At 67.0% G+C, this 24,951-nt stretch carries 21 protein-coding genes; 12 read left to right on the top strand and 9 right to left on the bottom strand.

Features of this window, described 5'->3' with window-relative positions; translation table 11 throughout:
- The first annotated feature begins 88 nt into the window (after positions 1–88).
- A complete protein-coding gene (locus AVZ66_RS06900) occupies positions 89–1,498 on the top strand; it encodes an SLC13 family permease (protein ID WP_058983083.1) in 1,410 nt (469 codons plus the stop codon).
- A 36-nt stretch (positions 1,499–1,534) separates the two neighbouring features.
- Here AVZ66_RS06900 and AVZ66_RS06895 read toward each other — a convergent pair whose 3' ends face one another.
- On the bottom strand, positions 1,535–3,082 hold the full coding sequence (locus AVZ66_RS06895; protein WP_058983081.1) for a class I adenylate-forming enzyme family protein: 1,548 nt from the start codon (positions 3,080–3,082) through the stop codon (positions 1,535–1,537).
- Between the two features lie 129 nt (positions 3,083–3,211).
- On the opposite strand from AVZ66_RS06895, the gene AVZ66_RS06890 reads away from it, so the two are divergent.
- Complete coding sequence (locus AVZ66_RS06890; RefSeq protein ID WP_058983079.1) at positions 3,212–4,072, top strand: UbiA family prenyltransferase; 861 nt, start codon at positions 3,212–3,214, stop codon at positions 4,070–4,072.
- On the opposite strand, the gene AVZ66_RS06885 is transcribed toward AVZ66_RS06890, so the two are convergent.
- Entirely contained in the window at positions 4,073–4,840 is a 768-nt protein-coding gene (locus AVZ66_RS06885) for an IclR family transcriptional regulator (RefSeq protein ID WP_058983077.1), read from the bottom strand.
- A gap of 110 nt (positions 4,841–4,950) precedes the next feature.
- On the opposite strand from AVZ66_RS06885, the gene AVZ66_RS06880 reads away from it, so the two are divergent.
- Positions 4,951–7,986 carry an FAD-binding and (Fe-S)-binding domain-containing protein gene (locus tag AVZ66_RS06880; protein ID WP_058983076.1) on the top strand — a complete coding sequence of 1,012 codons (3,036 nt, stop codon included), beginning with the start codon at positions 4,951–4,953 and terminating at the stop codon, positions 7,984–7,986.
- On the opposite strand, the gene AVZ66_RS06875 is transcribed toward AVZ66_RS06880, so the two are convergent.
- The 4 genes from AVZ66_RS06875 to AVZ66_RS06860 form a co-directional block, all read right to left on the bottom strand.
- Positions 7,983–8,534 (bottom strand): hypothetical protein, encoded by a 552-nt coding sequence (locus tag AVZ66_RS06875; protein ID WP_058983074.1) that lies wholly within the window; start codon positions 8,532–8,534, stop codon positions 7,983–7,985. The genes AVZ66_RS06880 and AVZ66_RS06875 overlap by 4 nt on opposite strands.
- 56 nt (positions 8,535–8,590) lie before the next feature.
- Positions 8,591–10,081: an aldehyde dehydrogenase family protein gene (locus AVZ66_RS06870; RefSeq protein WP_058983072.1), complete on the bottom strand. Its 1,491-nt coding sequence runs from the start codon at positions 10,079–10,081 to the stop codon at positions 8,591–8,593.
- Between the two features lie 83 nt (positions 10,082–10,164).
- The gene (locus AVZ66_RS06865) at positions 10,165–11,406 is read right to left on the bottom strand and encodes an amino acid ABC transporter substrate-binding protein (RefSeq protein WP_197407732.1); all 1,242 of its coding nucleotides are present in this window, start codon (positions 11,404–11,406) and stop codon (positions 10,165–10,167) included.
- Positions 11,407–11,967: 561 nt separating this feature from the next.
- On the bottom strand, positions 11,968–12,453 hold the full coding sequence (locus AVZ66_RS06860) for a DUF3237 domain-containing protein (RefSeq protein WP_058983068.1): 486 nt from the start codon (positions 12,451–12,453) through the stop codon (positions 11,968–11,970).
- Positions 12,454–12,552: 99 nt separating this feature from the next.
- Between AVZ66_RS06860 and AVZ66_RS06855 the strand changes: the two genes are divergently transcribed.
- The 6 genes from AVZ66_RS06855 (at position 12,553) to AVZ66_RS06830 (ending at position 18,396) form a co-directional block, all read left to right on the top strand.
- Positions 12,553–13,044, top strand: coding sequence for a universal stress protein (locus tag AVZ66_RS06855; protein WP_058983066.1), 492 nt, complete (start codon positions 12,553–12,555; stop codon positions 13,042–13,044).
- A gap of 38 nt (positions 13,045–13,082) precedes the next feature.
- A complete protein-coding gene (locus AVZ66_RS06850; protein ID WP_058984670.1) occupies positions 13,083–13,589 on the top strand; it encodes an LUD domain-containing protein in 507 nt (168 codons plus the stop codon).
- Positions 13,586–15,808, top strand: coding sequence for an LUD domain-containing protein (locus AVZ66_RS06845; protein WP_058983064.1), 2,223 nt, complete (start codon positions 13,586–13,588; stop codon positions 15,806–15,808). Before AVZ66_RS06850 ends, AVZ66_RS06845 begins: the two co-directional genes overlap by 4 nt.
- 241 nt (positions 15,809–16,049) lie before the next feature.
- Entirely contained in the window at positions 16,050–16,832 is a 783-nt protein-coding gene (locus AVZ66_RS15680; protein WP_082678797.1) for an ABC transporter ATP-binding protein, read from the top strand.
- A 2-nt stretch (positions 16,833–16,834) separates the two neighbouring features.
- Positions 16,835–17,626, top strand: a complete 792-nt coding sequence (locus AVZ66_RS06835) for an ABC transporter permease (protein ID WP_058983062.1) — start codon at positions 16,835–16,837, stop codon at positions 17,624–17,626.
- Complete coding sequence (locus AVZ66_RS06830) at positions 17,617–18,396, top strand: ABC transporter permease (RefSeq protein ID WP_058983060.1); 780 nt, start codon at positions 17,617–17,619, stop codon at positions 18,394–18,396. Before AVZ66_RS06835 ends, AVZ66_RS06830 begins: the two co-directional genes overlap by 10 nt.
- Before the next feature lie 64 nt (positions 18,397–18,460).
- Here the strand turns inward: AVZ66_RS06830 and AVZ66_RS06825 are convergent, their stop codons facing one another.
- The 3 genes from AVZ66_RS06825 to AVZ66_RS06815 all read right to left on the bottom strand — a co-directional run bounded on the left by AVZ66_RS06825 (position 18,461) and on the right by AVZ66_RS06815 (position 21,089).
- On the bottom strand, positions 18,461–19,489 hold the full coding sequence (locus tag AVZ66_RS06825) for an ABC transporter substrate-binding protein (protein WP_058983058.1): 1,029 nt from the start codon (positions 19,487–19,489) through the stop codon (positions 18,461–18,463).
- 137 nt (positions 19,490–19,626) lie between these two features.
- On the bottom strand, positions 19,627–20,004 hold the full coding sequence (locus tag AVZ66_RS06820) for a Rieske (2Fe-2S) protein (protein WP_058983056.1): 378 nt from the start codon (positions 20,002–20,004) through the stop codon (positions 19,627–19,629).
- On the bottom strand, positions 20,001–21,089 hold the full coding sequence (locus AVZ66_RS06815; protein ID WP_058983055.1) for an amidohydrolase family protein: 1,089 nt from the start codon (positions 21,087–21,089) through the stop codon (positions 20,001–20,003). The genes AVZ66_RS06820 and AVZ66_RS06815 overlap by 4 nt, the downstream gene beginning before the upstream one ends.
- A gap of 179 nt (positions 21,090–21,268) precedes the next feature.
- On the opposite strand from AVZ66_RS06815, the gene AVZ66_RS06810 reads away from it, so the two are divergent.
- The 3 genes from AVZ66_RS06810 to AVZ66_RS06800 are packed head-to-tail and all read left to right on the top strand — an operon-like array spanning position 21,269 to position 24,907.
- Entirely contained in the window at positions 21,269–22,432 is a 1,164-nt protein-coding gene (locus AVZ66_RS06810) for a thiamine pyrophosphate-dependent enzyme (protein ID WP_058983053.1), read from the top strand.
- A gap of 3 nt (positions 22,433–22,435) precedes the next feature.
- Positions 22,436–23,401: an alpha-ketoacid dehydrogenase subunit beta gene (locus AVZ66_RS06805; RefSeq protein ID WP_058983051.1), complete on the top strand. Its 966-nt coding sequence runs from the start codon at positions 22,436–22,438 to the stop codon at positions 23,399–23,401.
- A gap of 60 nt (positions 23,402–23,461) precedes the next feature.
- Positions 23,462–24,907, top strand: coding sequence for a 2-oxo acid dehydrogenase subunit E2 (locus tag AVZ66_RS06800; protein WP_058983049.1), 1,446 nt, complete (start codon positions 23,462–23,464; stop codon positions 24,905–24,907).
- The last annotated feature ends 44 nt before the right edge of the window (positions 24,908–24,951 follow it).

The following is a 24,951-nucleotide window of genomic DNA, read 5'->3' as shown; positions in this document are numbered from 1 at the left end:
CCCGCGAGCGCCAAACATCTTCCGCCCCTCACGTTCCGGAAGAAAGATTAAGCCAGTTTTCGTCCGTGTGAGCAAACGGTGTTCCTACGTGACGACTGAATCGACGCGGTCGGGCGTCCTCCGCGGGGCGTTCGACCCAGCGTGGCTCTCGCTGCCGGTCGGCGTAGTCGCGGCTGCCGCCGTCCTCCTGTACGCGCCCGTCGCCACCAACATGGCGACGATGCTCGCAATTACGGTCTTCTCCATCAGCCTCTGGGTGGGCGCGCCCGTGGCGCCGTGGCTCACCGGCCTGCTCGCAATCGGACTCGTCGGCGTCTCGTTCTCGACTGACCTCGCGCTCACCGGCTTCGAGTCGGCGGCCACGTGGCTGGTCGTCCTCGGTATCCTCCTCGGGGAAGCCACCCGAGAGAGCGGACTCGCAACCGCCGTCGAACGCACCGCACTCGGCGTGCTCCCCGGGGACGCTACCTCGGACGCGACGACCACGTACCGGAATCTGCTGGTCGTGCTGTCCGCGGCCGCGCTCGGGTTCGTCGTGCTGGTGCCGTCGTCGCTGGTGCGCGTGCTCATTCTCGGCCCAATTCTCATCTCCGTCGGCAAGCGCTTCACCGACCGCAGCGCCCGCGTCGGCCTCTTCCTCGGGCCGCTGTTCGTCACCTACTACGCGGGCACCGGCATCCTCACGGGGTCGCTGGCGAACATCATCATCAACGGGCTGCTGCAGGCGAACGCCGGCGTCTCCATCGGCTGGATGGAGTGGGCCGTCTGGCTCGGCCCCGTGATGTGGGTCGGTCGCGGCGCCCTCATCACGGTCATCGCGTACGTCCTCTACCGGCCCGATGACTCGGGCGCAATCGAGGCACCCGACGCCGAGGAGACGGACGAAACTCCCTCGGAGGCCCGCCGCATGATGGCGTTCCTGCTCGTTGGCGTCGCCATCTGGGCGACGGACTCCATTCACGGCCTCCACCCGCTGTACGGCGCGCTCGCCGTCACCGTCCTCGCGTTCACGCCGCGCGTCGGCGTCGTCGGCGTCGACGCCGTCGAGGACGCCAACTTCTCCATCGTGTTCTTCCTCGGCGCTATCTTCGCCATCGCCGCCGGCCTCCAGCAGACCGGCTTCACGGACGTCGCCGCCGACGCCATCCTCGCGACGTTCCCGCAGGACGCGTCGCTCGCCGTCGCGCTCGGATTCCTCGCGCTCGCGTCGCTGGCGCTGACGTTCCTCATGGAGGGACTGGCGGTCGCGAGCGTGCTGACGCCCGTGCTCGTGGCGTTCGCCGAGGGCGCCGGTCTCCCCCTCGGTCCCGTCGTGATGACCGAAGCGGTCGCGCTCAACGCGTACTTCTTCCCCTACCAGTCCGCCGTGCTGGTCGCTATCCTCGGTCTCGATGTGGTGGACTCGGTGGAACTCATCAAGATGGCGGCGCTGTGTTCGCTGGCGACCCTGCTGTTGTTGTTGCCGATTCAGATCGGCATCTTCGCAGTGGGGTTCTAGAACAGCGGGACTCCAGGAGGAAGGGCGGCGGCCGCGTCAGTCGAAGTGCCGGTCGATTGCCTGCTGGCGCTGGACCGTGCCGGTGTCCGTGCGCGGCAGCGGCTCCTCGCGGATGACGTACTCTCGGGGGCGCTTGTAGTTCGCCAGCGAGTCGTGCTTGCAGCAGAAGTCGTCGAGTTCCTCGGCGTCGACGTCGGCCTCCGCGACGACGATAGCGGTGACTTTCTTCCCCCACTCGGGGTCGTCACGGCCGAACACGAGCGTCTCGGCGACCGCGGGGTGGCCGTCGATGGCGCGCTCGACTTCCGCGGGGTAGATGTTCTCCCCGCCGCTGATGAACATGTTGTCCACGCGGTCCGTGATGTAGAGGAAGCCGTCCTCGTCGACTTCCGCGACGTCGCGGGTGCGAAGCCACTCGTCGAAGAACGACTTCTCCTCGGCCTCGGGGTTGTCGATGTAGCCGTCCGGGACGCCCGGGCCGCGCGCGATAATTTCGCCCTGTTCGCCCGGCTCGACCTCCGCCTCGGGGTCGGGGTGTTCGGTGATGGGCGCCGTCTCCACGACGCGCAGTTCCCACGAGAACGACTCCTTGCCGATGGTGCCGGGGTGGTCGGCTTGCACGGACGGGTGCGCGAACGTGAAGTTCGGGCCGCCCTCGGTCATCCCGTACGTGTTGTAGAGTTGGTCCGAGAGGTACGTCGACGTGCGCTCGACGAGTTCCTCGGTGACGACGGAGCCGCCCGTCCGGATGTACGACAGCGTGCTCGTGTCGTAGGGGTCGGCCTCGTTCTCCTGGACGTCGTTGAGCAGCGACAGCTGCGTGGGCACTGCGAGCAGGCCGGTGGCGTCGTTGTCCTCGACGAGTTCGAGCACTTCGACGGGGTCGAAGTCCGGATGCATGAGGACGGTCGCGCCCGCCATCCAGTGTGGGTACAGCCACGCGTCCGAGGTGACCATGTGGTACCACGGTGTCGTGACGATGGAGAGGTCCGTCTGGGCGATACCGTGCTCCATGACGCCCTGGTACGCGCCGGTCCACATCTGTTCGCCGTCGAACGCGACGGCCTTCGGCGTGGACGTGGTGCCGCTCGTGTAGAAGATGTTCGTCTTGCCGTCCGCCGGGAGGTGGTCGGGGAGCGTGGATGCGGCGGCGTCCAGCGTCTCCTCGTAGTCGAGAACGTCGGGGTGGTCGACATCCTTCGACCCGGCGTGGAACCCGACCGAGAGGTCCGCGCCGTCGATGACGTCGACGGCGGTGTCGGCGTTGGCGTCGTCGAAGAGGAGCGCGTCGGCGCCCGCCGTCTCCACCATGTCGACGAGTTCGCCGGCCGTCCCCCGGAAGGACAACTGCACGGTCGGCGCGCCTCGCTTGTGCCCGGTAATCATCGCTTCGGCCGCCGCCGGCCCGTTCAGCGCGAGGACGGCGAGCGGGGCGTCACCGACCGCGTCGGTGACGGCGTTCGTGAGTTCGGTGCTCCGGCGGTCGAACTCGTCGTACGTGAACGACCGGCCGTCGTCAGTGAGAATGGCGGTGTCGTCGCCGTGGACGCGGACGCTCCGCTCGAATGCTTCCAAGTAGTGCATGCGTTACTGTGCTGTGTGACTCAAGCCCACACCCGCTAATAACAGTATCGATTATTCATTCGGGACGCCGTGGGCGAGTTTTGCGTCCCGACGAGTCAGGCTTTTGTCCCGCTGCGGCGAACCGCCGCTGTGACCGCCGAACCCCGCACCGCCCGCGCACTCCTCGCGAACGTCAAGCCGACGTTCATGCTCCCCGCAGTCGGCCTCGCCGCCGCCGGGAGCGCGCTCGCGCCCAGCGTCTCGCTCCCGCTGGCCGCCGCCCACGCCGCGGCCGTCGCCACCGCGCTCTACACCGCCCACGTCGTCGACGACTACGTCGACGCTCACGTGCGCGGCGAACACGCCCCGGTACTCTCTGCGACCACCGCGAAGGTCGCCGCAGTCGCGTCCTCGATTGCATTCGTTGCACTCGCCGCGCTCCTCTGGACCGCCGGCGCCCGCGCGGCCGTCGCCGCGACGCTCCCGCTGTGGACGCTCGCAGTCCTCCACGCGCCCGCCCTCGACAAACACCCGGTGACCGTCACCGTCGACTACCCGGTCGGCGTCGCACTCGCGTTCGCCGGCGGCGCCCTCGCCCAGACCGGCCGCCTCGCGCCCGGCGTCGCCGCCGTCGCTGTCGTTCTCGCCGTCTCGCTGTCTGGACTGAAGGTCTCTATCGACCGCCTCGACCGGGAGTTCGACCGTAGCGTCGACAAGCGTACGCTCCCCGTGCTGCTCGGGGACCGAACGAGCACGCGTGTCGCCGCCGGGATTCACGTGTCCGCCGCCGCGCTCGTCGTCGGTTTCGTCGCGGCCGCCGTCCTGCCCGCGCTCGCGCTGGTCGCTGCCGTGGCCGCCCTCGCCGACGCCGCGCTCGCCGTCACTGTCGCTCCGCGCCGGTCGGCGCGCGCGCAGATGGCGCTGGCGTACCCGCTGACGGCGGCGCTGCTCGCGGGGCAGTGCGCGAACGCCGGGTGTGCAGCCGCCGAAATCGCGGGACTGGCAGGCTGACTACGAGTACGCGAGGTTGAGTTCGATGTCGTTCGTCGACGCCCGCAGCCGCTCCAGCAGGTCGGTCTCGCAGCGCTCGCGGCTCACACGGTGGGCCGGCCCCGCGACCGCGAGCGACCCCACGATGTCGTCCTCGTAGCGCAGCGGCACCGCGAGCGCGTGGATGCCTTCGAGGTCCTCCCCGAGGTTCAACGCGTACCCCTGCTCGCGGACCGTCGCCAGTTCCGCGTCCAGTTCCTCGCGGTCCGTGACCGTGTTCGGGGTGCGCGCGGGGAGTCCGTGGCGCTCGACCACCGCGTCGACCTCCGCCTCCGAGTAGTGCGCCAGAATCGCCTTCCCGCCGGACGTACAGTGCATGTAGTCCCACGAGCCGAGTATCGTGTTCACGTCGATACCGGTCTCGCCGGCGCCGCCGTAGAGGTACATCACGCGGCCGTTCTCCGGGGTGAACAGCCACACCATCTCGCCGGTCGACGCCACGAGGTCGTCGACGACCGGGCGGGCCGCGCGGTAGACACTGCGGCCGTTCCGGACCGACTGCCCGTAGTCGAACAGCGCGAGTCCGAGGTGGTACTTCCCGTCGCGCTTGACGACAAACCCGTGCTCGCGCATCGTCGCGAGGTGGTTGTGGACGGTGCTCTTCGCGACGTCGAGGCGGTCGGCGAGCTCCGTGACGCCCGCGCCGTCGGCCTCCCGAACGGCCGCCAACACCGCGAACAGCGTCTCGTCGGATTTCACCCCCGTCCGCGTCGTGGGTCCGTTTGGCATATCTTTCTGTTCGCGCGCAACCACTAAACTGTTTCACGAGCGCTACACCGCGAAGCTTCGACGCATCCGAAAACACAAGGGGGTTGTCCGCCGTAGTCGCGGACAACCAGATGGCATCTAACGAGCACGGCGTGCCGGGGCACGACGCGACGCCCCCCGCGGCGGACGGCCGATCGGAGTACGACTACGTCAGCGACAACGTCGAACGCCCCGGTCTCGTCGACGACCTCGAAGCCCGCGTCGCCGGCGAGGTGCGCTTCGACACGTACACCCGCCAACTGTACGCGACCGACGCCTCCGCCTACGAGGTGACGCCCGTCGGCGTCGTCTTCCCCGAGAATACCGACGACGTCGCGTCGGTCGTCGACTACTGCGCCACCCGCGAGATTCCCGTGTTGCCCCGCGGCGGCGGCACCAGCCTCGCGGGACAGACGGTCAACGAAGCCATCGTCCTCGACTTCCAGCGGCACATGGACGGCATCATCGACATCGACCCCGACGGCCGGGAAGCCCACGTGCAGGCTGGCGCCGTCCTCGAAGACCTGAACCAGCGACTCGCGCCCCACGACCTGAAGTTCGCGCCCGACCCCGCCGCGGGCGACCGGAGCGCCGTCGGCGGCGCCATCGGGAACAACTCCACGGGCGCGCACTCCCTGAAGTACGGGAAAACCGACGCCTACGTCGAGGAGTGCGACGTCGTGCTCGCGGACGGGTCAACGGCGACGTTCGGCGAAATCGAGGTCGACGAACTCCGCGAGCGCGCGGACGCCGACGCTGACGACCTGCTGCCGCGCATCTACGCGGGCGTCGTCGACGTCATCGACGACCACGGCGACGAGGTCGAAGCGCGCTTCCCGGACATGAAGCGCAACGTCTCCGGCTACAACTTCGACCGCCTCGTCGACGAAGCCCGGGACGGCACGGTGAACCTCGCGCGCCTGCTCGCGGGCAGCGAGGGGACGCTGGCCGTCATCACGGAGGCGACCGTCTCCCTCGAATCCGTCCCGGAGACGAAGTCCGTCACCCTGCTCACGTACGAGAGCGTCGTCGACGCCGTCTCGGACGTCACGCACGTCCTCGAACACGACCCCGCGGCGGTCGAACTCATCGACGACACGCTCATCGACCTCGCCAGCGACACCGCGGAGTTCGAGGACGTGACCGCACTCCTCCCCGAGGGGACGCGCGCCGCGCTGCTCGTGGAGTTCTACGCCGAAGACGACGAGGACGGCCGCGAGAAGACCGCTGGCCTCGTCGAGGACCGACTCAGTGAAGGCGACGACCGCTTCGCGTTCGACGCGCTGGAAGCCCACGGCGACGAGGAGCGCGCGACCTACTGGAAGCTACGGAAGTCCGGGCTCCCGATTCTGCTCGGGCGCACCAGCGACGCGAAACACATCTCGTTCATCGAGGACGCCGCCATCCCGCCCGAGCACCTCCCGGAGTTCGTCACGCGCTTCCAGGAGATTCTGGAGGACAACGACACGTTCGCGTCCTTCTACGCGCACGCCGGCCCCGGCGTCCTGCACGTCCGCCCGCTCATCGACACCCGGTCCGACGCCGACCTCGCCGCGATGGAGGACATCGCCGACCGCGTCACCGACATGGTCGTGGAGTTCGGCGGGTCGGTCTCGGGCGAACACGGCGACGGCCGCGCGCGCACCCAGTGGAACCACAAACTGTACGGCGACGAACTCTGGGCGGCGTTCCGCGACCTCAAGACCGCCTTCGACCCCGACTGGCTGCTGAACCCCGGGCAGGTCTGCGGCGACGTCTCGATGACCGAGAACCTCCGCTTCGGCCCCGACTACGACTTCGACGCGGGCTTCGACGCGGAACTGAACTGGGACAACGAGAACGGCCTCCGCGGCATGGTCGAACTCTGCCACGGTTGCGGCGGCTGCCGCACCGAGCAGGACACCACGGGCGGCGTGATGTGTCCGACCTACCGCGCGGCCGACGAGGAAATTACGTCGACGCGAGGTCGCGCGAACATGCTCCGGCAGGCGATGAGCGGCGACCTGCCCGACGACCCGACCGGCGACGAGTTCGCCGAGGAAGTCCTCGACCTCTGTGTGGGCTGTAAGGGCTGCGCGAAAGACTGCCCCAGTGAGGTCGACATGGCGAAGATGAAAGCCGAAGTCACCCACGAGCGCCACCAGCGCGAGGGCGCCAGCGTCCGCGACAAGCTGTTCGCGAACGTCGACTCCCTCGCGGCGCTCGGCAGCGCCACCGCGCCCGTCTCGAATCTCGTCTCGAAGGTGCCGGGCGCTCGCACGCTCATGGAGAAGACCGTCGGCATCGCCAGCGAGCGCACGCTCCCGACGTTCGAGCGCGAGACCCTCAAGGACTGGTTCGACGCACGCGGCGGCACGACCGTCCCCGCCGGCGACGCCGACCGGAAGGCCGTGCTGTTCCCGGACACGTACACGAACTACGCGCACCCCGAAATCGGGAAGGCCGCCGTACGGGTGCTGGAAGCCGCGGGCGTCCACGTCGACCTCGCCGACCGCACCGACAGCGGCCGGCCCGCCCACTCGAAGGGGTTCCTCGACAAGTCCCGCGAAACGGCTCGGAAGAACGTCGCGGCGCTCGAACCCCGCGTTCGCGACGGCTGGGACGTGGTGCTCGTCGAGCCCTCCGACGCCGTGATGTTCCAGTCCGACTACCTCGACTTGCTCTCGGGCGACGCCGTCGAGACGCTCGCCGCGAACACGTACGGCGTCTGCGAGTACCTGGACGTGTTCCGGCTGGACGAGGAGGCTGAGTGGAGCGCGCCCGAGGCGTCGCTGTCCTACCACGGTCACTGCCACCAGAAGGCGACGAAGAAAGACCACCACGCGGTCGGCGTGCTGCGCCGCGCGGGCTACGCGACCGACCCCGTCGACTCGACGTGCTGCGGGATGGCGGGGACGTTCGGCTACGAATCCGAACACCACGCCATGAGCGAGGCCATCGGCGACATCCTCGTCGACCAACTCGACGACAGCGAGGGCGAACTCGCGGTCGCGCCGGGCGCGTCCTGTCGCACGCAACTCGGCGACATGCTCGACGAGGACGCCCGCGACGCCGCCGGCCTCGTGCCCGAGGACGGCGAGAGCCCGCCGACGCCTGTCGAACTGCTCGCCGCCGCCGTCCAGAACTAGGGCTCGTTCTCCGCGAGATACTGCCGGCCTTCCTCGGTCTCGCGCAGCAGTTCGTCGAACACCGCGGCGTCCGTCTGGAACTTGTGGACCTGGTGGAGGACGGTGTTGTGGAACCCCGAGATGAACTCGCCGAACTCCTTGAAGAACTCGTGAATCCAGCGCTGCATGTGGTCGTTGTCGCGGAACTGCGTGATGAACTGCCAGTGGTACTCCGAGTCCGCGTTGAAGAACATCAACACGTGCGGGTCGTCCCGGAGCGCCCAGTAGCAGTCCTCCCACTGGTCGGCGAAGTTCGGGTAGTGAAAGGACAACCGGAACAGATAGTGGTTGAAGATGCTCTGGTCGGGGATGACCGTCTCCCGGTAGAGGCCGTCTTCGGCCATCTCGCGGAGAAGCTCGCTGATGCGGTTGTGTGAGAGTTCGATGCCGTACTCCGCTTCGAGGATGCGACTGAGGTCGCGCGTCGAGGCGGTGGGGTTGGCCACCCGAACTTTCAGAATGACGATGTTCCGGGGGGACACCGAGTCGTCTGGCCCGTTCGCTGGCATGCCATCCCCTCGGACGGGGGCCGTGAAATTCCTACTGGTTGGCGACCCCGGCGACCTCAGAACGGGTACTCGCGCGGTTCGTGCTGAACGCTAATCCACTTCTGCTCGGTGACCTCTTCGAGGAAGTCGGTGGTGTTGTAGCCGCCGACGCCGGACGCGTTCGTGCCGCTGAAGGGAACGTGGGCTTCGTCGTTGATGGGCTGGTCGTTGACGTGGACCATTCCGGTGTCCATGCGGTTGGCGATCTCGCGGCCCGTGCCGAGATCGCCGGCGTGGACGCTGCCGGAGAGCCCGTACTCGGTGTCGTTGGCGAGTTCGACGGCTTCGTCGACGTCCGAGAACGGGATGACGGGCGCAATCGGCCCGAAGTGCTCGAAGCACGCCGCGGACATGTCGTTGGTGACGTCTGAGAGGACCGTCGGCTTGACGACGAGCGAGTCGTCGACGCCGTCGATGTCGGCGGTTTCGCCGCCGGTTTCGAGGGTCGCGCCCGCGTCGATGGTTTCCTCGACGTATTCGAGCATCTCGTCGCGCTGGGACTCGTCGATGATGGGGCCGACGACCGTCTCGGGGTCGTGCGCGCTCCCCACCGGCAGCGACTCCGCGCGCTCGGTGAGTCGCTGGACGTACTCGTCGTAGACGTCCTCGTGGACGATGTGGCGGTTGATGGAGATACAGACCTGTCCTTGGTGGACGAACGACCCGAAGACCGCCGCGTCGATTGCTTGGTCGAGGTCGGCGTCGGCGGTGACGACGTGGGCGTTGTTGCCGCCGAGTTCCATCGCGGGTACCGCGAGGTTCTCCCCGGCGAGACCTGCGACACGGCGACCCACGGGGGTCGAACCGGTGAACGCCACGACGTCGCTCTCGGGGTGGCTGGCGACGCGGTCACCGATTTCAGAGCCGCGCCCGGTGACCACGTTCAGCACGCCCTCGGGCAGTCCGGCTTCCTCGAAGAGCTTCGCGAACAGCAGCCCGCCGGAAATCGGCGTGTTCGTGGAGGGCTTGAGGACGACGCTGTTGCCCGCCGCGATGGCGGGCGCGACGGCGCGCATCGAGAGGTTCAGGGGGAAGTTCCAGGGGGAGATGACGGTGACGACGCCCTTCGGGCCTCGTTCGACGATGTTCTCCTTGCCGGGAATGTTCGAGTCGGCGTGCTCGCCTTTCATGCGTCGCGGGAGCGTCGCCGCTTCGCTCGCTTGGTCGCTGGCGAGGTGGACGGACGTCCCGCCCATGATGGCGGAGCCACCGGCCTCTCGACCGAGCAGGCCGACGATGTCCTCTTCGTGCTCGTCGAGGAGCTGCAACACGGTCTCTAGTACTTCCTGCCGTCGCGCGGGCGGCGCCTGCGCCCACTCGGTCTGGGCTTCGGCGGCGGCCTCGTAGGCGGCGTCGACGTCTGCTTCGACGCTCTCGGGGACTTCGGCGACGACCTCGCGCGTCGAGGGGTCTTCGACGGCGATGGTCTCTCCGCTGTCCGCACCGACCCACTCGCCGTCGATATACTGCTCGCTCCAGTCCGCATCGATCGAAAGTTCGAGTGACATCGTCTACCGATTGTGCGGCATACTTCAAAAAGGTACGCGCGCGAGCGGCGACTACCGCATTCGACCGACTCCGTCCCCCGGCGTTACTCGATGGGGAACTGGAGGTCCGCGGCGTTCTCCGTCTGCGGGTAGACGAGTTGCTGTTCGCCGTTCCACCACTGCGCGCTCGCTGCGGAGAGTTGGCCCGGCTCGGGCATCCCGTACTGGTCGAAACTGAACTCCCCGATGACCGTCTGGAAGTCGTTCTCGTCCAGCGACGACTTGACGTCCGCGGGGTCCGTCGAGGACGCCCCCGAGAGCGCCTGCTCGGCGGTCTGCGTGAGGTTGTAGCCCACGCCGACCATCACGCGCGGCACGGCGTTCTCGCCCGCGCCCTCGGTGCTGGCGCGGTAGGTGTCCAGCAGCGTCTGGTTGCCATTCCCGGTCATGCCGGGCGCCCACCCCGGACACATCGTCACGTAGTTGCCCGATTCGCCGAGCGCAGACCACCACGCCTGCGGGTCCGCGGCGCGCACGAACTCGATGAAGTCCGGCGTGTAGCCGCTGTTGTTGAGCTGGGTCATCGCCGTGATGCCGTCCGGGGGCTGCGGGCACGCGACCAGCGCCTCGACGCCCGCGCTCTCGGACTGGGAGATGAGCGTCGAGAAGTCCTGGTTGCCCGCGCCGTACGTCTCGCGCATGGCGACGTCGTAGCCGGCCTCCGAGAGCTTCGTGTCCCACGCTTCTGCCATCTCTTTGCCCCACCCGGAGTTCTCCTCCCAGATACCCACCGTCTGGGGGCGCTCGGACTCGGGAATCAGGTCGAGCAGCCCGGTCGTCGCGCGCGTGACGTCGCGGGTCTTCGGGAACGGCGTGTACGTCCACTCCTTGCCCTCGTCGGTCAGCGGTGCCTGATAGCAGGTGGCGACGGCGAGGAACGGCAGGCCCTCGTTCTCCGCGAGCGCGCTGCCCGCCATCACGAGCGGGCTGGAGAAACTCCCCCAGACCATGTCGACGTCGTTGTTGCTCAGTGTCTGTTGGAGCACCTGCCGGAGCGTCGCGGGGTCGCTCTCGTCGTCCTGCACGATGAGCTCGACCTCTTTGCCGTCGATGCCGCCGTTCTCGTTGATGACGCTGACGCCCATCTCGTAGCCGCGCAGCATCTCGTTGCCGACCGACGAGAGCCGCCCGGTCTCGGGGACTGCGGCCGCGACGGTGATGGTTTCGTCGCCGCCACTGCCGCCACCGCCGAAGGCCGTACAGCCGGCCAGTCCACTCATGCCGAGCGCTCCCGCTGTGCCCACGGTCTTCAGGTACGACCGCCGGGTACTGTCACTGTCAAACATGCCCATACAACCTACTCGACAATCATTATGTTAAATGTTTCCGTTATTCGGGAATTCGATGTGAGTTAATTCTAGACTTGAGCTTACCAGTATATGCCCAAGCCCGCGACTTCGCACACGCTCGGAACTACCGCGCCCGGAGCGACCTCGAAACAGTACGTCTCTGATTACCAAACAATCTATCGAACCGATTGTTCCGGAGAGACGTTCCGCTACTCGTCGACGACGAACGCGAACCGACTCCGGGAGCGAACGCGAGCGCAGTCGCGCACCCGACGCGACACGGAACGAATCCCGGATACCAATTCGCTATTGATGCAAACAATCATCCACTTTCCGATTCGTTTCGACGGATTCCCGCACTCTTTTCCAATCATCACCGAGTCTGAGTCCGCGCGCGCTTCGTCGACGCGTGCTACTACTGTCGAAGTGTGGGATCGAATGTCGACAATCGTGCGACCGATTCGGTGTATTGGCTGACAGACTACTCTGTGGAACTATCAACTGGACAGAAATGCGTAGGGCGACTTGGCAGCGCCGCTTTTCGACGCGGCCGGAGCGTCAGGCGACGCGGTAGACCGCGAGTTTCACACCGTAGGGCTGCCGGACGCCCGTCGCGACGAACACGCTCTGTGTCAGCCACTCCAGTTCCGGGTCCGCGGTCTCGAACTCCGGCACCGACCGGAAGTAGACGTCGTCCGGGTCGACCTCCTCGCCGTCGCGGAGTTTACGGCTGGTCTCGGGGGGCGCCCACCGGATGCCGCGGTTCTCCACGTAGACCCGGGACCCCGAATCCGTCTCGAAGGCGTACTTCGCGACGAGTTCCGTCGGGCGCTCGGTGCGGTAGAGCTGGTAGTCCGCGCCGCCCGGGAGGACGTGGCCGTCGATACGGCCCGAGATGGTGCCGTCCGTGATTTCGATGATGCGTCGCTCGCCGTCGCCGGTCTCCCCGATGACGATTGGGTCGGCGACTTCGATGTCGAGGTCGAAGACGTGTTCGAGTGACGGCGTCAGATGCTCGTTGTCGTGCTCGTCGATGGCTCCCATGCCCCAGTACACGCGGCTCCGGGTACATAGGTGCTATCCCGGGTACCGGGCGCGGGGAGCGGGTACACGTTTTTGTGTCCCGGCCGTGAACCGCCGCGCATGGCAATCGTCGCAGCAGTCGACGGGGAGCAGATTCCGGACCGAGTCGTGGAAGTCGGCGCCGACCTCGCCGCGCAGTACGGCGAAGAACTCGTCGTCGTGCACGTGATGCCCGAAGACGCCTACGAGGAGCGCTCGGACGGCGGTTCCACCGCGAACTTCGGCTTCCCGACGGCCGCGGGAACGGACTACGGCGGCACCGAGGGTGACAGCTACACGGTCGACCAAGCGCAGCGCGACGCCGCCGGGGTCGCCGAGGACATCACCAAGCAGACGCTCGACGACGTACCGGCGGACGCCCGCTACGTGGGCCGCGTCGGCGAAACCGTCGGCGAAGTCCTCGGCGTCCTCGACACGCTCGACGACCCGACCTACCTCGTGGTCGGCGGCCGGAAGCGCACCCCCGTCGGGAAGGCGGTGTTCGGGAGCGCGACGCAGTCGTTCCTCCTGAACGCCGAGATTCCCGTGGTCACCGTCATGACCGAGGGGTGACCGGTAGACATAAGCGCGGCGTGGGCGACGTACGGTACATGCGAACGGACACCACAGACAGGTTCGCGGACTCGCTGGAGGCGGCCGACGTGTCGTGTACGCGCGTCGAAGCCGCGGAGTTCGCGGACGCGCTCGCCGGCGTGGTCGAGCAGCCCGCAGTCGGCGTCCCGCTGGGCATCGACGGCGTCTCCCTCGACGACACCGACGTGGAGATACCGCCGACCCCGCGCTTGCTCCGGGAGGCCGAGACTGGCGTCACGCGCGTCCACGGCATCGTGAGCTACGGGACCTTCGTGATTCAGGGCGACGAAGCGGGGGCGGAGCCGGTGAGCCTCTACCCGACGACGCACGTCGGCGTCGTCCGCGCCAGCGACCTCCACGAGGACGTCGAGGAGACGGCGTCGTGGCTCGGCGAGGAGTTCGACGCCGGGCGGGACTCGGCAGTGCTGGCGACGGGCGCGAGCGCCACCGCCGACATGGGTGAACTCGTGGCTGGCGTCCACGGTCCCCAGCGCGTTCACGCGGTGGTGGTGACGGACCGATGAGCGCCGACCGAGAGCGCAAGGCGGCGAAGCTACGCCACCTCCTCGAAACCGAGGGCGACGCAGTCTTCGAGAACACCACGCACGTCAACGAGGGCCGCTACGAGACCAACAGCCACCGCGACGACATCGACGAACTCCGCGGGCAGGCCCGCGCCATCAAGGAGGACGCCATCGAGCGCCTCCCCGAACTCATCGAGGCGGCCCGGACGTCCGTGGAGGCCAACGGCGGCGAGGTGTACGTCGCCGACGACGCCGCGGACGCGAACCGCTACATCACTGAAATCGCGGAGTCGAAGGGCGCGGAGACGCTCGCGAAGTCGAAGTCGATGACGACGGAGGAAATCGAGGTGAACGACGCGCTCGCGGACGTGGGCGTCGACGTCACCGAGACGGACCTCGGGGAGTTCGTCCTGCAGGTCGCCGACGAGGCGCCCTCCCACCTCGTCGGCCCGGCGTTCCACAAGTCCACCGAGGACATCGCCGAGCTGTTCAACGCGCACTTCGACCCCGCGGAGCCGCTGGAGACAGCGGAGGACCTGACGCAGTTCGCGCGCGACCACGTCGGGGAGAAGATAATGGACGCCGACGTGGGGATGACGGGCGCGAACTTCGTGTTCGCGGAGTCCGGCACTATCGCGCTCGTCACGAACGAGGGCAACGCGCGCAAGTGCGCGGTCACGCCGGACACGCACGTCGCCGTTGCGGGCGTCGAGAAACTGATTCCGAGCGTCGACGAGTTCCCGCCGTTCGCGGAACTCATCGCGCGCGCGGCCGGCGGGCAGGACATCGCGACGTACCTCTCGTTGCTCTCGCCGCCCGTCGACTCGCCGGTCGTGGACTTCGACGCGCCCGACGAACCGCTCGACGGGAGCGCGGACGACCGCGAGTTCCACCTCGTCCTGCTGGACAACGGGCGCACCGAGATGCGCGACGACGACGAGCTCCGGGAGACCCTTTACTGCATTCGGTGTGGCGCGTGCGCGAACTCCTGTGCGAACTTCCAGCACGTCGGCGGGCACGCGTTCGGCGGCGAAACGTACACCGGCGGCATCGCCACCGGCTGGGAGGCCGGCGTCCACGGCCTCGACTCGGCCGCGGAGTTCAACGACCTCTGCACGGGGTGCTCGCGGTGCGTCGACGCCTGCCCCGTCGAGATAGACATCCCGTGGATAAACACGGTCGTCCGCGACCGCGTCAACCGCGGCACGGACACGGAGTTCGACTGGCTGGTCGAGGGGTTGACGCCGGACGCCGACCCGGGCGGCGTCGACGTCCAGAAGCGCCTGTTCGGGAACTTCGGCGCGCTCGCGAAACTCGGGTCCGCGACCGCGCCCGTCTCGAACTGGCTCGCGGACTGGGGGCCGTCCCGGGCGTTGATGGAGCGCGTCGCGGGCGTCGACCGCCGCCGCGACCTCCCCGCGTTCCAGCGGGAGACGCTGGTGGACTGGTTCGAGTCCCGGGAGCCGCTGGCGACTGCCGGGGACGGGGACCGCGAGGCCGTCCTCTACCCGGACGCGTACACGAACTACGTGCTCGTCGACCGCGGGAAGGCCGCCGTGCGAACGCTGGAGGCGCTGGGTGTCGACGTGACGGTCGCGCCGTGCCACGAGAGCGGGCGCGCGCCGCTCTCGCAGGGGATGATTGCGACCGCCACCGAGAACGCCGCGCGCGTCGCCGACAGCCTCGACCCGTACCTCGACGACGGCCGCGACGTCGTGGTCGTCGAACCGTCGGACCTCGCAGCGTTCCGCCGCGAGTACGAGCGCCTGCTCGACGCCGACCGCGCCCAGCGCCTCGCCGCGAACAGCTACGAGGTGATGGAGTACGTCTACGGCCTCTTGGAGAACGGTGCGGACGCCGACACGCTCACCGCTGGCGGCGACGTCGCCTACCACAGCCACTGCCAGCAGCGCACGCTCGACGTCGACCAGTACACCGAAGCGGTCTTCGACCGCCTCGGCTACGACGTGGTGACTTCCGACGTGGAGTGCTGCGGGATGGCCGGGAGTTTCGGCTACAAGTCCGAGTACTACGAGCTCAGCGTCGACGTCGGCGAGACGCTCGCCGACCAGTTCGAGGCGGCGGACGTCGACGAGCGCGAACTGGTCGCCAGCGGCGCGTCCTGCCACGAGCAACTCGAATCGCTGCTCCCGCAGGCGTCGACACACCCTGTCGAACTCGTTGCGCCGGCCGTCGAGCGCGTTCCGCGGTCGCGCTGAGGCGCTCCCGAGCGGGACGGCGACCCCGCCGTCCGGGAAAATTTTTTATACGGCTACGACATCGATTGGGGTGTGACACTCCCACACAGTGAGAGTGGGTTGCCTCCTCACGGACGCTTCCCCGCATCTCAGAGCACAACCTTGGCTGGCACAGCCAACCCACCCGGCGGACGCACCGCTTTCGGACCGACACCCGACGCGGCCGCGACGCGCCCCCAACAACTGGTGGTCGACTGCTAGCATGGACGGCAACGTAACCATCTCCAACCTCGAGAAAGTGTACGACGACGGCAACGAGCGAACCACCGCCGTCGAGGACCTCTCCTTCGACATCGACGGCGGCGAGTTCGTCAGCGTCGTCGGTCCCTCCGGCTGCGGGAAGAGCACTCTCCTGTACCTCGTCGCCGGCTTCCTCGAGGAGACGTCGGGCACAATCGACGTCGACGGGGAGACCATCGACGGCCCCGGCACCGACCGCGGCGTCGTGTTCCAAGACTACGCGCTGTTCCCGTGGCGGACCGTCATGGAGAACGTCACCTACGGCCTCGAAGAACAGGACATGGACAAGGAGGAGCGGCGCTCGACCGCCCAGAAGTACATCGACATGATGGACCTCACGGGCTTCGAGGACAACTACCCGAAGGAGCTCTCCGGCGGCATGAAACAGCGCGTCGGCCTCGCTCGCACGCTCGCGTACGACCCGAAGATTCTGCTGATGGACGAGCCGTTCGGCGCGCTCGACCAACCGCTGCGCGAGGACCTCCAAGACCAACTCATCGACATCTGGGGCGACCTCGACAAGACGGTCATCTTCGTCACGCACGACGTCGAGGAAGCCGTCTACCTCTCGGATACGGTGATGGTGATGACCCGCCACCCCGGCACGAAGAAGACCGTCACGGAGGTCGACCTCGACCACTCGCAGTCCCGCGCGGACATCATCACGAGCGACGAGTTCAACGAAATCAAAAACGAGGTCTGGAAATCCCTCCGCGAGGAGACACAACCCGAGGTGCAACCGTAACCGTGAGCAACGCTACGGTCCGGTCCTTCGAGAACGTCCCCGGTCCGCTCCAGCGAGCCGGGAAGTTCGTCTTCGACTGGATCCCCCTCGCTATCGTCGTCGTCTTCTGGGAGTACGTCAGCGGGGCGTTCGTCCCGGCGGCCGTGTTGCCGTCGCCGACCATCGTCGTCGGCGAGATTCAGACGCTCATCGTCGAGGGGACGATGTACTCGCACCTATTAATCTCGCTGTACCGCATCGGCGTCGGCCTCGGGTTGAGTATCGCCGCCGGCGTGTTGCTCGGCATCGGGATGGCGCGCCTCGAACCCGTCGAGAACTTCTTCGAGATTCTGCTCGCGCTCACGTACCCGATTCCGAAGACGGCGCTGGTGCCGCTGGCGATTCTCTGGCTGGGCGTCGGCACCCAGACCGCGGTCCTCATCGTGTTCCTCGCGTGCCTGCTGCCGATCGTGATGAACGCGTACAACGCCGCCGAGAGCGTCGACCAGAACCTCGTCTGGGCGGCGAAGATGATGGGCACCGACGGCCGACGCCTGTTCGTCAAGGTCATCATCCCCGCGACGGTTCCCGAGATCATGACCGGCATCCGGCAGGCGGTCCCGATTGCGTTCATCGCGCTGGTGAGCGCGGAGCTCATCGCCTCCGACCAAGGCATCGGCTACCTCATCCTGACGGCCGGACAGATCGGCAACTACGCGACGATGTTCGCGAACATCGTCGTCATCTCCGCGGTGGCGTACTTCGCCGTCCGCGGGTTCGAACTGCTCCGTGAACGGGTGTTAGTATGGACGTGACCAACCCGCGTGACCTCGACGCGTCGGTGCTGGTGGAGGTCCTGAAGTCGGTGTACTCGCTGGTCATCATCCTCGTGCTCTGGGAGACAGTCACCCAGATGGGCTGGATTCACTACTACTTCCTGCCGCCGCTGTCGGACGTCCTCGGCCGGTTCGTCGAACTGACGATGAACGGCAAGATGCTGGACAACGCGTACCTCACGCTGAAGCGCGCGTTCCTCGGCCTCGCCATCGCCATCGTCGCGGGCGTCACGGTCGGCGTAGTGAGCGCGCGCAACCGCGTCGCGGACTGGTTCTTCGACCCGATTATCAAGATCGGGTACCCGGTGCCGATTATCGCGCTCATCCCGGTGTTCATGCTGTGGTTCGGCATCGGCGACACCTCGAAGATCATCATGGTCGCGGTGGGGACGTTCTGGCCCATCGCGGTGAACGCCCGCCAGTCCACCAAGCAGGTCGAGAAGAACCTCGTGTGGGCGGCGCGCATGATGGGAACCAGCGACACGCGCCTGCTGTGGCGCGTCGTCCTGCCGGCGGCCGCACCCGGCATCGTTACCGGCATCCAGATTGCGCTGCCGCTGTCGCTCATCATCACGTTCGTCTTCGAGATGATTGCGGGCGGCGGCGGCCTCGGCGCGCTCGAAATCGAGGGCGTGCGGTCGTTCCAGTCGACGCAGACGTACGCCGCCATCATCGCCATCATGCTGGTTGGCCTGCTCCTCGACCGCCTGCTGCGGGCCGCACGGAGCCGTCTGCTTCGCTGGACGTAACGCGCGCTCGTTCTCTTCTTCTCTCGGTCGCAAAAAGGAAGCGGCGAACCGGCTGTGCCTCGTCTCAGTTGATGGACGGAACGTAGTCGTTGGTGGCGTACTCGGAGACGTCGAAGCTCTCTTCGAGGAAGCCCAGGTCCACGAGTTCGTCGATGGTGGACTGGAGGCGGTCCATGTCGATGGTGATGTCCTGGCGGTAGTAGTCGTTGTTGTTCAGGAAGAACCCGCCAACGACGCTCTCCGGGAGTTCGAAGTGTTCGGCCGCCAGCGAGACGACCTCCGAGCGGTTTTCGTAGCTGTACTGAACGAGTTCCGCGAGGTCCTCGCCGAACAACTCGATGGCGTCGGACTTCTTGTCGAGGGAGTTGTTGGACGCGACCGTGTACGCGAACGGGTACTCCTCGTCCCAGAGGTCTTGGCTGGTGACGACTTCGGTGAAGCCCTCGGCGCGCGCGCCGACCGCGAACAGCGCGGGGTAGATTGCCACGTCGATGACGCCGTCCTTGATGCCGGAGGTAATCGACGGGAACGGCAGTTCCACGATTTCGGCGCCGTTCTGCGGGTCGATGCCCGCCGACCGCAGGGCCTTCGAGATGACCGCGTGGGTGCCGGTACCCTGCGCGTTCACGCCGATCTTCGCGCCTTCGAGGTCCGCCGGTTCGCTGATGCCGGTGTCGGGGCCGGCGAACAGCGTGAACCCGTACCACTCGGGGTGGGCGTCCCAGAAGTCCGTCGAGATCATCGAGATGTTCCCGGGGACCGCCTCCTGGCTGACCGCGGACCCGTAGCTCACTGTGGTGAGCAGCGCGAGGTCGACCTCGCCGGCTGCCATCGCGTTCAGCGAGTCTGGCGTGCTCTCGTTGCGCGTGACGTCCAGTTCGTACGACTCGCCGACGTTCGGTAGTTCGTCGCGAAGTTCCGGGATGTCGAACAGCGAGCCGAGGTTCTCGACCGGGACCGTGAACGCGAGGCTGAGGTCCGACGCGCCGCCGCCACCGCCGCCGAGGCAGCCGGTGATGCCAGTGAGTCCGACCGCCGCTGCGGCTGTGCCACTCTTCAGAAACGTACGCCTGTTGGTAATCGTGCGTGCCATCGTACCATACACCACGCTCAACTCACAAAAAGATAGGTGTATATATAGTATCTGATATTACGGACAGGAACGAAAATTTGGGGGTGATTGTCACTCTCTCAAAAGGCAATTAGAAGGGCTGTAACGCCGGAGAACGGCTATTCGGCGTTGACGTAGACGACGCCGTCCTCCACGACGACTTCGTACGTCGGGAGGACGTAGCGGTCGTCCCCGATGTGCTTGCCCGTCTCGATGTCGAACGACCACCCGTGCCACGGACACGAGATGATACACTGGTCGTCGTCGTACTCTTGTTCGACGCGCTCGCCGGGGCCGCCCCACTCACCGACGAGTCGCGGTTCGACTTTCCCCTCGCAGACCGGGCCGCCGTCGTGTGGGCACTGGTTGCGCAGCGCGTAGAACTTCCCGTCGGCCTTGATGACGCCGACCTCCGCGCGCCCGACCTGCACGAGTTCGGCGTCGCCGTCCTCGAAGTCGGCGGCGGGGCCGACCTCGACGCGGGTCTCGGCGCTCATAGGTCGAACACCTCCACGGCGTTCTGCCCGAGAATGTTCTTCCTGTCCTCGTCGCTGAGCATCGGGAGGTCGGTGATGACGCTCGGACTGTCGAAGTCCCAGTGGGGGTAGTCCGAAGCGTACAGCATCCGGTCAGTTCCGATCATGTCGAAGCAGACTTCGAGGAGGTCCGGGCGCGCGGACACCTCCAGCGGCTGCGTGCCGAAGTAGAAGTCCGTGATGTAGTCACCCGGCTTCTTCTCCAACAGTGGTGCCTCCTCGGAGCGCTTGAGGTACTCCTCGTTGATGCGGCTGACCAGCCCCGGGATGTAGGTGACGCCGGACTCCATGAACACGATTTCGAGGTCCGGGAACTTCTCGGCGACGCCCTGACACGCCACGCTGACGATCTGGGACATGTTGGATTCGAGGAACCCGAGCGTGTGCGTCTCGATCATGTCCTGGTAGCCCGCGCGGACGTAGTCGTCGAGGCCGGAGCCGCCGGTGTGGTAGACGACCGGGTAGCCTTCCTCCTCGCAGCGCTCGTAGATGGGGTCGTACTTGCGGTTGCCCAGCGGCGGACTCGCGCCCGCGGTGACCATCACGACGCCCACGAAGGCTTCCTCGTCCTCGATGCGGTCCAGCACGTCCAGCGACGCGTCGATGTCGTGGTACGGCATCGGTGCGAGGCCGTAGATGCCCTCGTCGGGGTCCAGCACTTCTTCGAGCATGTAGTCGATGTACCCCTCCACGAACGCCTCGACCCGGCGGTCGTCGGCGCTGATGCCGCCCATCGCCAGAATCAGGTGCGAAATCTGGAGCGTCACGTCGATGTCGAGGTGGTCCATCCCCTCGACGATGTCCTGTTTGTCGTCGCCGCCGTCGGGGTATTCGGAGAACTCGCGCTCGATTTTCCCGTAGTTGAATCGGTTGCCGGTCGACGCGGGGAAGAACGCGCTCAGGTTCTGTTTGACGCCCGTGCCGCCCCAGCCGCTCTTCTGGAACTTCGTCTTCCACGGTTCCGGCATGTACGGTGCCACCTGCGTGAACGTGTCCGCGTAGTGCCAGTCGCAGTCGACCACGAGGTGTTCGCTGGGGTCTATCATCGGCTGACCACCGCCGTGTGAACGGACGACATGGGTGAACGGAGGTGACGGTTTATAATAAATCTTTAGTCGGTTTCCGGCTGGCTGTCCAGTTTCGTCGCACGCCAGCACGCGGCGGTCGGTGCGTGGTACCCACCCACTAATTTATTTAGCCCCCTGCACAACGTCGTACTCGTCGAATGACCGAGAACGAACCAACCGACCACCCAGCCAACGCTGCCGTCAGCGCTGGCGAACCCCGGTTCCTCACGCAGGACGACCTCACGGTCGACACCCACCAGATTGTGGAACCGGACGGGTCCTACGACGCCGACGACGTCCCCGACCTCGACGCCGAGCAGTTCCGGGACCTCTACCGGTGGATGCTCACCGACCGCGTGTTCAGCAGGCGGATGGTGAGCATCCAGCGCCGCGGAGAACTCGGAACCTTCGGGTCGACCCGCGGGCAGGAGGCGAGCATCATCGGGAGCGCCTACCACCTCCAACCGGAGGACTGGCTCTACGTGGGCCGCGCGTGGACGCCGATGTTCATGCGTGGCGTTCCGATGAAGGACATGATCCTGTTCTGGCGCGGTATCGAGGAGGGCCAACAGTCGTTCGCAGAGCACAACTCCCAAATCGCCATCTCCATCGGCAGCCACCTCCCGCTGGTCGCGGGGCTGGCGTGGGGGATGGACCTCAGCGGCGACGACGCAATCGCCACCGCGTACCTCGGCGACGGCGCGACCTCCACGGGCGCCGCCCACGAGGCCATCAACTTCGCGGGGGCGCTCGGCGTCCCCGCGCTGTTCTTCTGTCAGAACAACCAGTACGCCATCTCGCTGTCCGCCGACGAACAGACCGGAGCGAACACGCTCGCGCAGAAGGCGCTCGCGTACGGCATGGACGCCATCCGCGTCGACGGGCAGGACGTCCTCGCCGTCTACGAGGCCGTCGAGGAGGCCCGCGAGCGCGTCCGCGAGGGCGAACCAGTGTTCGTGGAGTCCGTGACCTACCGGCTGGACGCCCACACCACCAGCGACGACCCGACGCGCTACCGCAGCGACGAGGAAGTCGACGCGTGGGAGGAAAACGACCCGCTGGAGCGCTACCGCGAGTTCCTGAAAGCCGAGGGCCTGTGGGCGGACGTCGACCACGACGCCATCGTCGACGAAATCGAAGCGGAGTTCGACGCCGCGCTGGACGCCGCCAACGAGTTCGCAGAGCGAGAAATCGTCGAAATCTTCGCGCACGTCTACGAGGAGATGCCGCCGGAACTCCAGCGCCAGTACGAGGAGTTCGTCGACCTCCTCGACCGCCGGCCCGAACTGTACGACTACATCGAGCAGCGACCCAAGGGGTGACTCATGCAGGCAACTATCGTAGAAGCAGTCAACGACGCACTACACACGGAGATGGCGGCCGACGACGACGTGATCGTCTTCGGGGAGGACGTCGCCGAGAGCGGCGGCGTGTTCCGCGCGACCGACGAACTCCTCGAGGACTACGGGGAGACTCGCGTGGTCGACACGCCGCTCTCGGAGATTGCCATCGTCGGCGCGGCGACGGGGCTGGCGATGTACGGCCTGCGGCCGGTCGCCGAGATTCAGTTCTCGGGGTTCCTGCCGCCGGCGTTCGACCAGCTCGTGACGAACGCCAGCCGCATCCGCTGGCGCACCCGTGGCGAACTCACCGCGCCGATAGTCGTGCGGATGCCGTACGGCGCCGGCGTGCGCGCGCTCGAACACCACTCCGAGAGCATGGAGGGCGCGTACGCCCACATTCCCGGACTGAAGGTGGTCGCGCCGAGCACCCCCCACGACACGAAGGGGCTGTTGCTCGCGTCGATTCGCGACCCGGACCCCGTGCTGTTCATGGAGCCGAAACGCATCTACCGCTCGTTCCGCGAGGAGGTGCCCGAGGAGGACTACGAGGTTCCCCTCGGCGAAGCCGCCGTCCGCCGCGAGGGCGAGGACGTGACGGTGATTAGCTGGGGGTCGATGATGCCGGCGACGCTGGAAGCCGTCGACGAACTCGATGCCGACGCGGAGGTCATCGACATCCGCACCATCTCGCCGCTGGACACCGAGACCATCGCGGAGTCCGTGAAGAAGACGGGCCGAGCGGTGGTCGTCCACGAGGGCGCGCGGAGCAACGGTGTCGGCGGCGACATCGTCGCGCGCATCAACGACGAGGCGCTGATGTACCTCGAAGCCCCGGTCGAGCGCGTCACTGGCTTCGACACGCCGGTGCCGCTGCTGTCGATGGAGGACTACTACTTCCCGCACTCGCCGCGCATCCTCGACGCCATCGAGAACGCGCTTTCCGCCTGAGTAACTATCACTTTTCTGATAGACAGAAATACTGAAAGGGTCGGCCGACGCGTACAGAGTATGGCCGAGCAGACGTTCGAGCTACCGGACCTCGGTGAGGGTATCGCGGAGGGTGAACTCGTCTCGTGGCTAGTCGAGGTCGGAGAGACTGTCGAAGCCGACCAGACGATAGCCGAAGTCGAGACTGACAAGGCGCTCGTGGAGGTGCCGTCCCCGTACGACGGTACCGTGAAAGAACTCCACGCGGCGGAGGGTGAGACGGTTCCCGTCGACTCCGTCATCGTCACGTTCGACGTCGAGGGCGAGCCAAGCGACGAAACAGCAACGGAGAGTGCGAGCGAATCCGAGGACGAGGAACTGGAATCCGCCGTCGAATCGGTCGACGACGAGACAGCCGACGCCGAGCGCGTGTTCGCGTCGCCGAGCACGCGGACGCTCGCGCGGGAACTCGACGTGGACCTCGCGGCAGTCTCGGGCAGCGGGCCGGGCGGCCGCATCACGGCCGCCGACGTGCGCTCGCACGCCGAATCCAGCAGTGAGGGCGCCGAACCGGCGGAATCCGAGGATAGCGAATCGACCGACGAGACGCCCGTCGTCGTCGAGAGCGACGGCGCGGTCCGCGACCGGACACTCGCGATGCCCGCGACCCGCCAACTCGCCCGGGAGGCGGGCGTCGACATCAACGACGTGCCCGCCAGCGAGGAGCGCGACGGCGAGGCGTTCGTCACGCCCGCGGACGTCCGCGAGTTCGTCGAATCCGGCGGGGAGGCGGCCGAGCCAGCGTCCAGCACGGAGGCCGCGTCTGGACCGGGTGCCGGCGAGCGCGTGCCGTACAGCGGGATTCGCAAGACCATCGGCGACCAGATGGCGCGCTCGAAGTACACCGCGCCCCACGTCGCCCACCACGACGAGTTCGACGCCGCCGACCTCGTGGGCGTCCGCGAGGAACTCGCCGACGCCGCCGAGGCCGAGGGCGTGAACCTCACGTACCTGCCGTTCGTCGTGAAGGCGGTGACGCGAGCGCTCCAGGAGTTCCCGTATCTGAACTCCAGCCTCGACGAGGACGCCGAGGAAATCGTCCTTCACGACGAGTACAACATCGGCATCGCGGTGGCGACCGACCACGGCCTGATGGTCCCCGTCGTGAAACACGCCGACCGGAAGAGCCTCGTCGAACTCGCCGGGGAAATCCACGACCTCGCGTCCCGAGCGCGGAGCCGCGAACTCAAGCGCTCGGAGATGCAGGGCGGCACGTTCACCATCACGAACATCGGCGTCATCGGCGGCGAGTTCTCCTCGCCGATTATCAACCATCCTGAAGCAGCTATCCTCGCGATGGGCCCCGTCAAGAAGCGTCCGTGGGTCGTTGACGACGAAGTCGTCGCCCGCGAGACGATGCGGCTGTCGATGTCCGTCGACCACCGGCTCGTCGACGGCGCGGAGGCCGCGCAGTTCACGAACCGCGTGCAGGAACTGCTCGGGCAGCCAGCGCGCCTCCTGCTGTAAGGGGCTGAACGAACACGTGGACTTTTAGCGGGGGACCGCGAAGC

Source organism: Halobacterium sp. CBA1132, assembly GCF_001485535.1.
Lineage (GTDB): Archaea > Halobacteriota > Halobacteria > Halobacteriales > Halobacteriaceae > Halobacterium.
This window is presented reverse-complemented; position numbering and strand designations above follow the sequence as displayed.

Excerpts from the sequence above, each read along its gene's own strand:
- AVZ66_RS06810 (WP_058983053.1), top strand. The coding sequence starts at position 21,269 with ATGACCGAGAACGAACCAACCGACCACCCAGCCAACGCTGCCGTCAGC.
- AVZ66_RS06855 (WP_058983066.1), top strand. The coding sequence starts at position 12,553 with ATGGCAATCGTCGCAGCAGTCGACGGGGAGCAGATTCCGGACCGAGTC.
- AVZ66_RS06870 (WP_058983072.1), bottom strand. The coding sequence starts at position 10,081 with ATGTCACTCGAACTTTCGATCGATGCGGACTGGAGCGAGCAGTATATC.
- AVZ66_RS06875 (WP_058983074.1), bottom strand. The coding sequence starts at position 8,534 with ATGCCAGCGAACGGGCCAGACGACTCGGTGTCCCCCCGGAACATCGTC.
- AVZ66_RS06845 (WP_058983064.1), top strand. The coding sequence starts at position 13,586 with ATGAGCGCCGACCGAGAGCGCAAGGCGGCGAAGCTACGCCACCTCCTC.
- AVZ66_RS06885 (WP_058983077.1), bottom strand. The coding sequence starts at position 4,840 with ATGCCAAACGGACCCACGACGCGGACGGGGGTGAAATCCGACGAGACG.
- AVZ66_RS06865 (WP_197407732.1), bottom strand. The coding sequence starts at position 11,406 with ATGTTTGACAGTGACAGTACCCGGCGGTCGTACCTGAAGACCGTGGGC.
- AVZ66_RS06820 (WP_058983056.1), bottom strand. The coding sequence starts at position 20,004 with ATGAGCGCCGAGACCCGCGTCGAGGTCGGCCCCGCCGCCGACTTCGAG.
- AVZ66_RS06895 (WP_058983081.1), bottom strand. The coding sequence starts at position 3,082 with ATGCACTACTTGGAAGCATTCGAGCGGAGCGTCCGCGTCCACGGCGAC.
- AVZ66_RS06880 (WP_058983076.1), top strand. The coding sequence starts at position 4,951 with ATGGCATCTAACGAGCACGGCGTGCCGGGGCACGACGCGACGCCCCCC.
- AVZ66_RS15680 (WP_082678797.1), top strand. The coding sequence starts at position 16,050 with ATGGACGGCAACGTAACCATCTCCAACCTCGAGAAAGTGTACGACGAC.
- AVZ66_RS06800 (WP_058983049.1), top strand. The coding sequence starts at position 23,462 with ATGGCCGAGCAGACGTTCGAGCTACCGGACCTCGGTGAGGGTATCGCG.
- AVZ66_RS06830 (WP_058983060.1), top strand. The coding sequence starts at position 17,617 with ATGGACGTGACCAACCCGCGTGACCTCGACGCGTCGGTGCTGGTGGAG.
- AVZ66_RS06805 (WP_058983051.1), top strand. The coding sequence starts at position 22,436 with ATGCAGGCAACTATCGTAGAAGCAGTCAACGACGCACTACACACGGAG.
- AVZ66_RS06850 (WP_058984670.1), top strand. The coding sequence starts at position 13,083 with ATGCGAACGGACACCACAGACAGGTTCGCGGACTCGCTGGAGGCGGCC.
- AVZ66_RS06815 (WP_058983055.1), bottom strand. The coding sequence starts at position 21,089 with ATGATAGACCCCAGCGAACACCTCGTGGTCGACTGCGACTGGCACTAC.
- AVZ66_RS06860 (WP_058983068.1), bottom strand. The coding sequence starts at position 12,453 with ATGGGAGCCATCGACGAGCACGACAACGAGCATCTGACGCCGTCACTC.
- AVZ66_RS06825 (WP_058983058.1), bottom strand. The coding sequence starts at position 19,489 with ATGGCACGCACGATTACCAACAGGCGTACGTTTCTGAAGAGTGGCACA.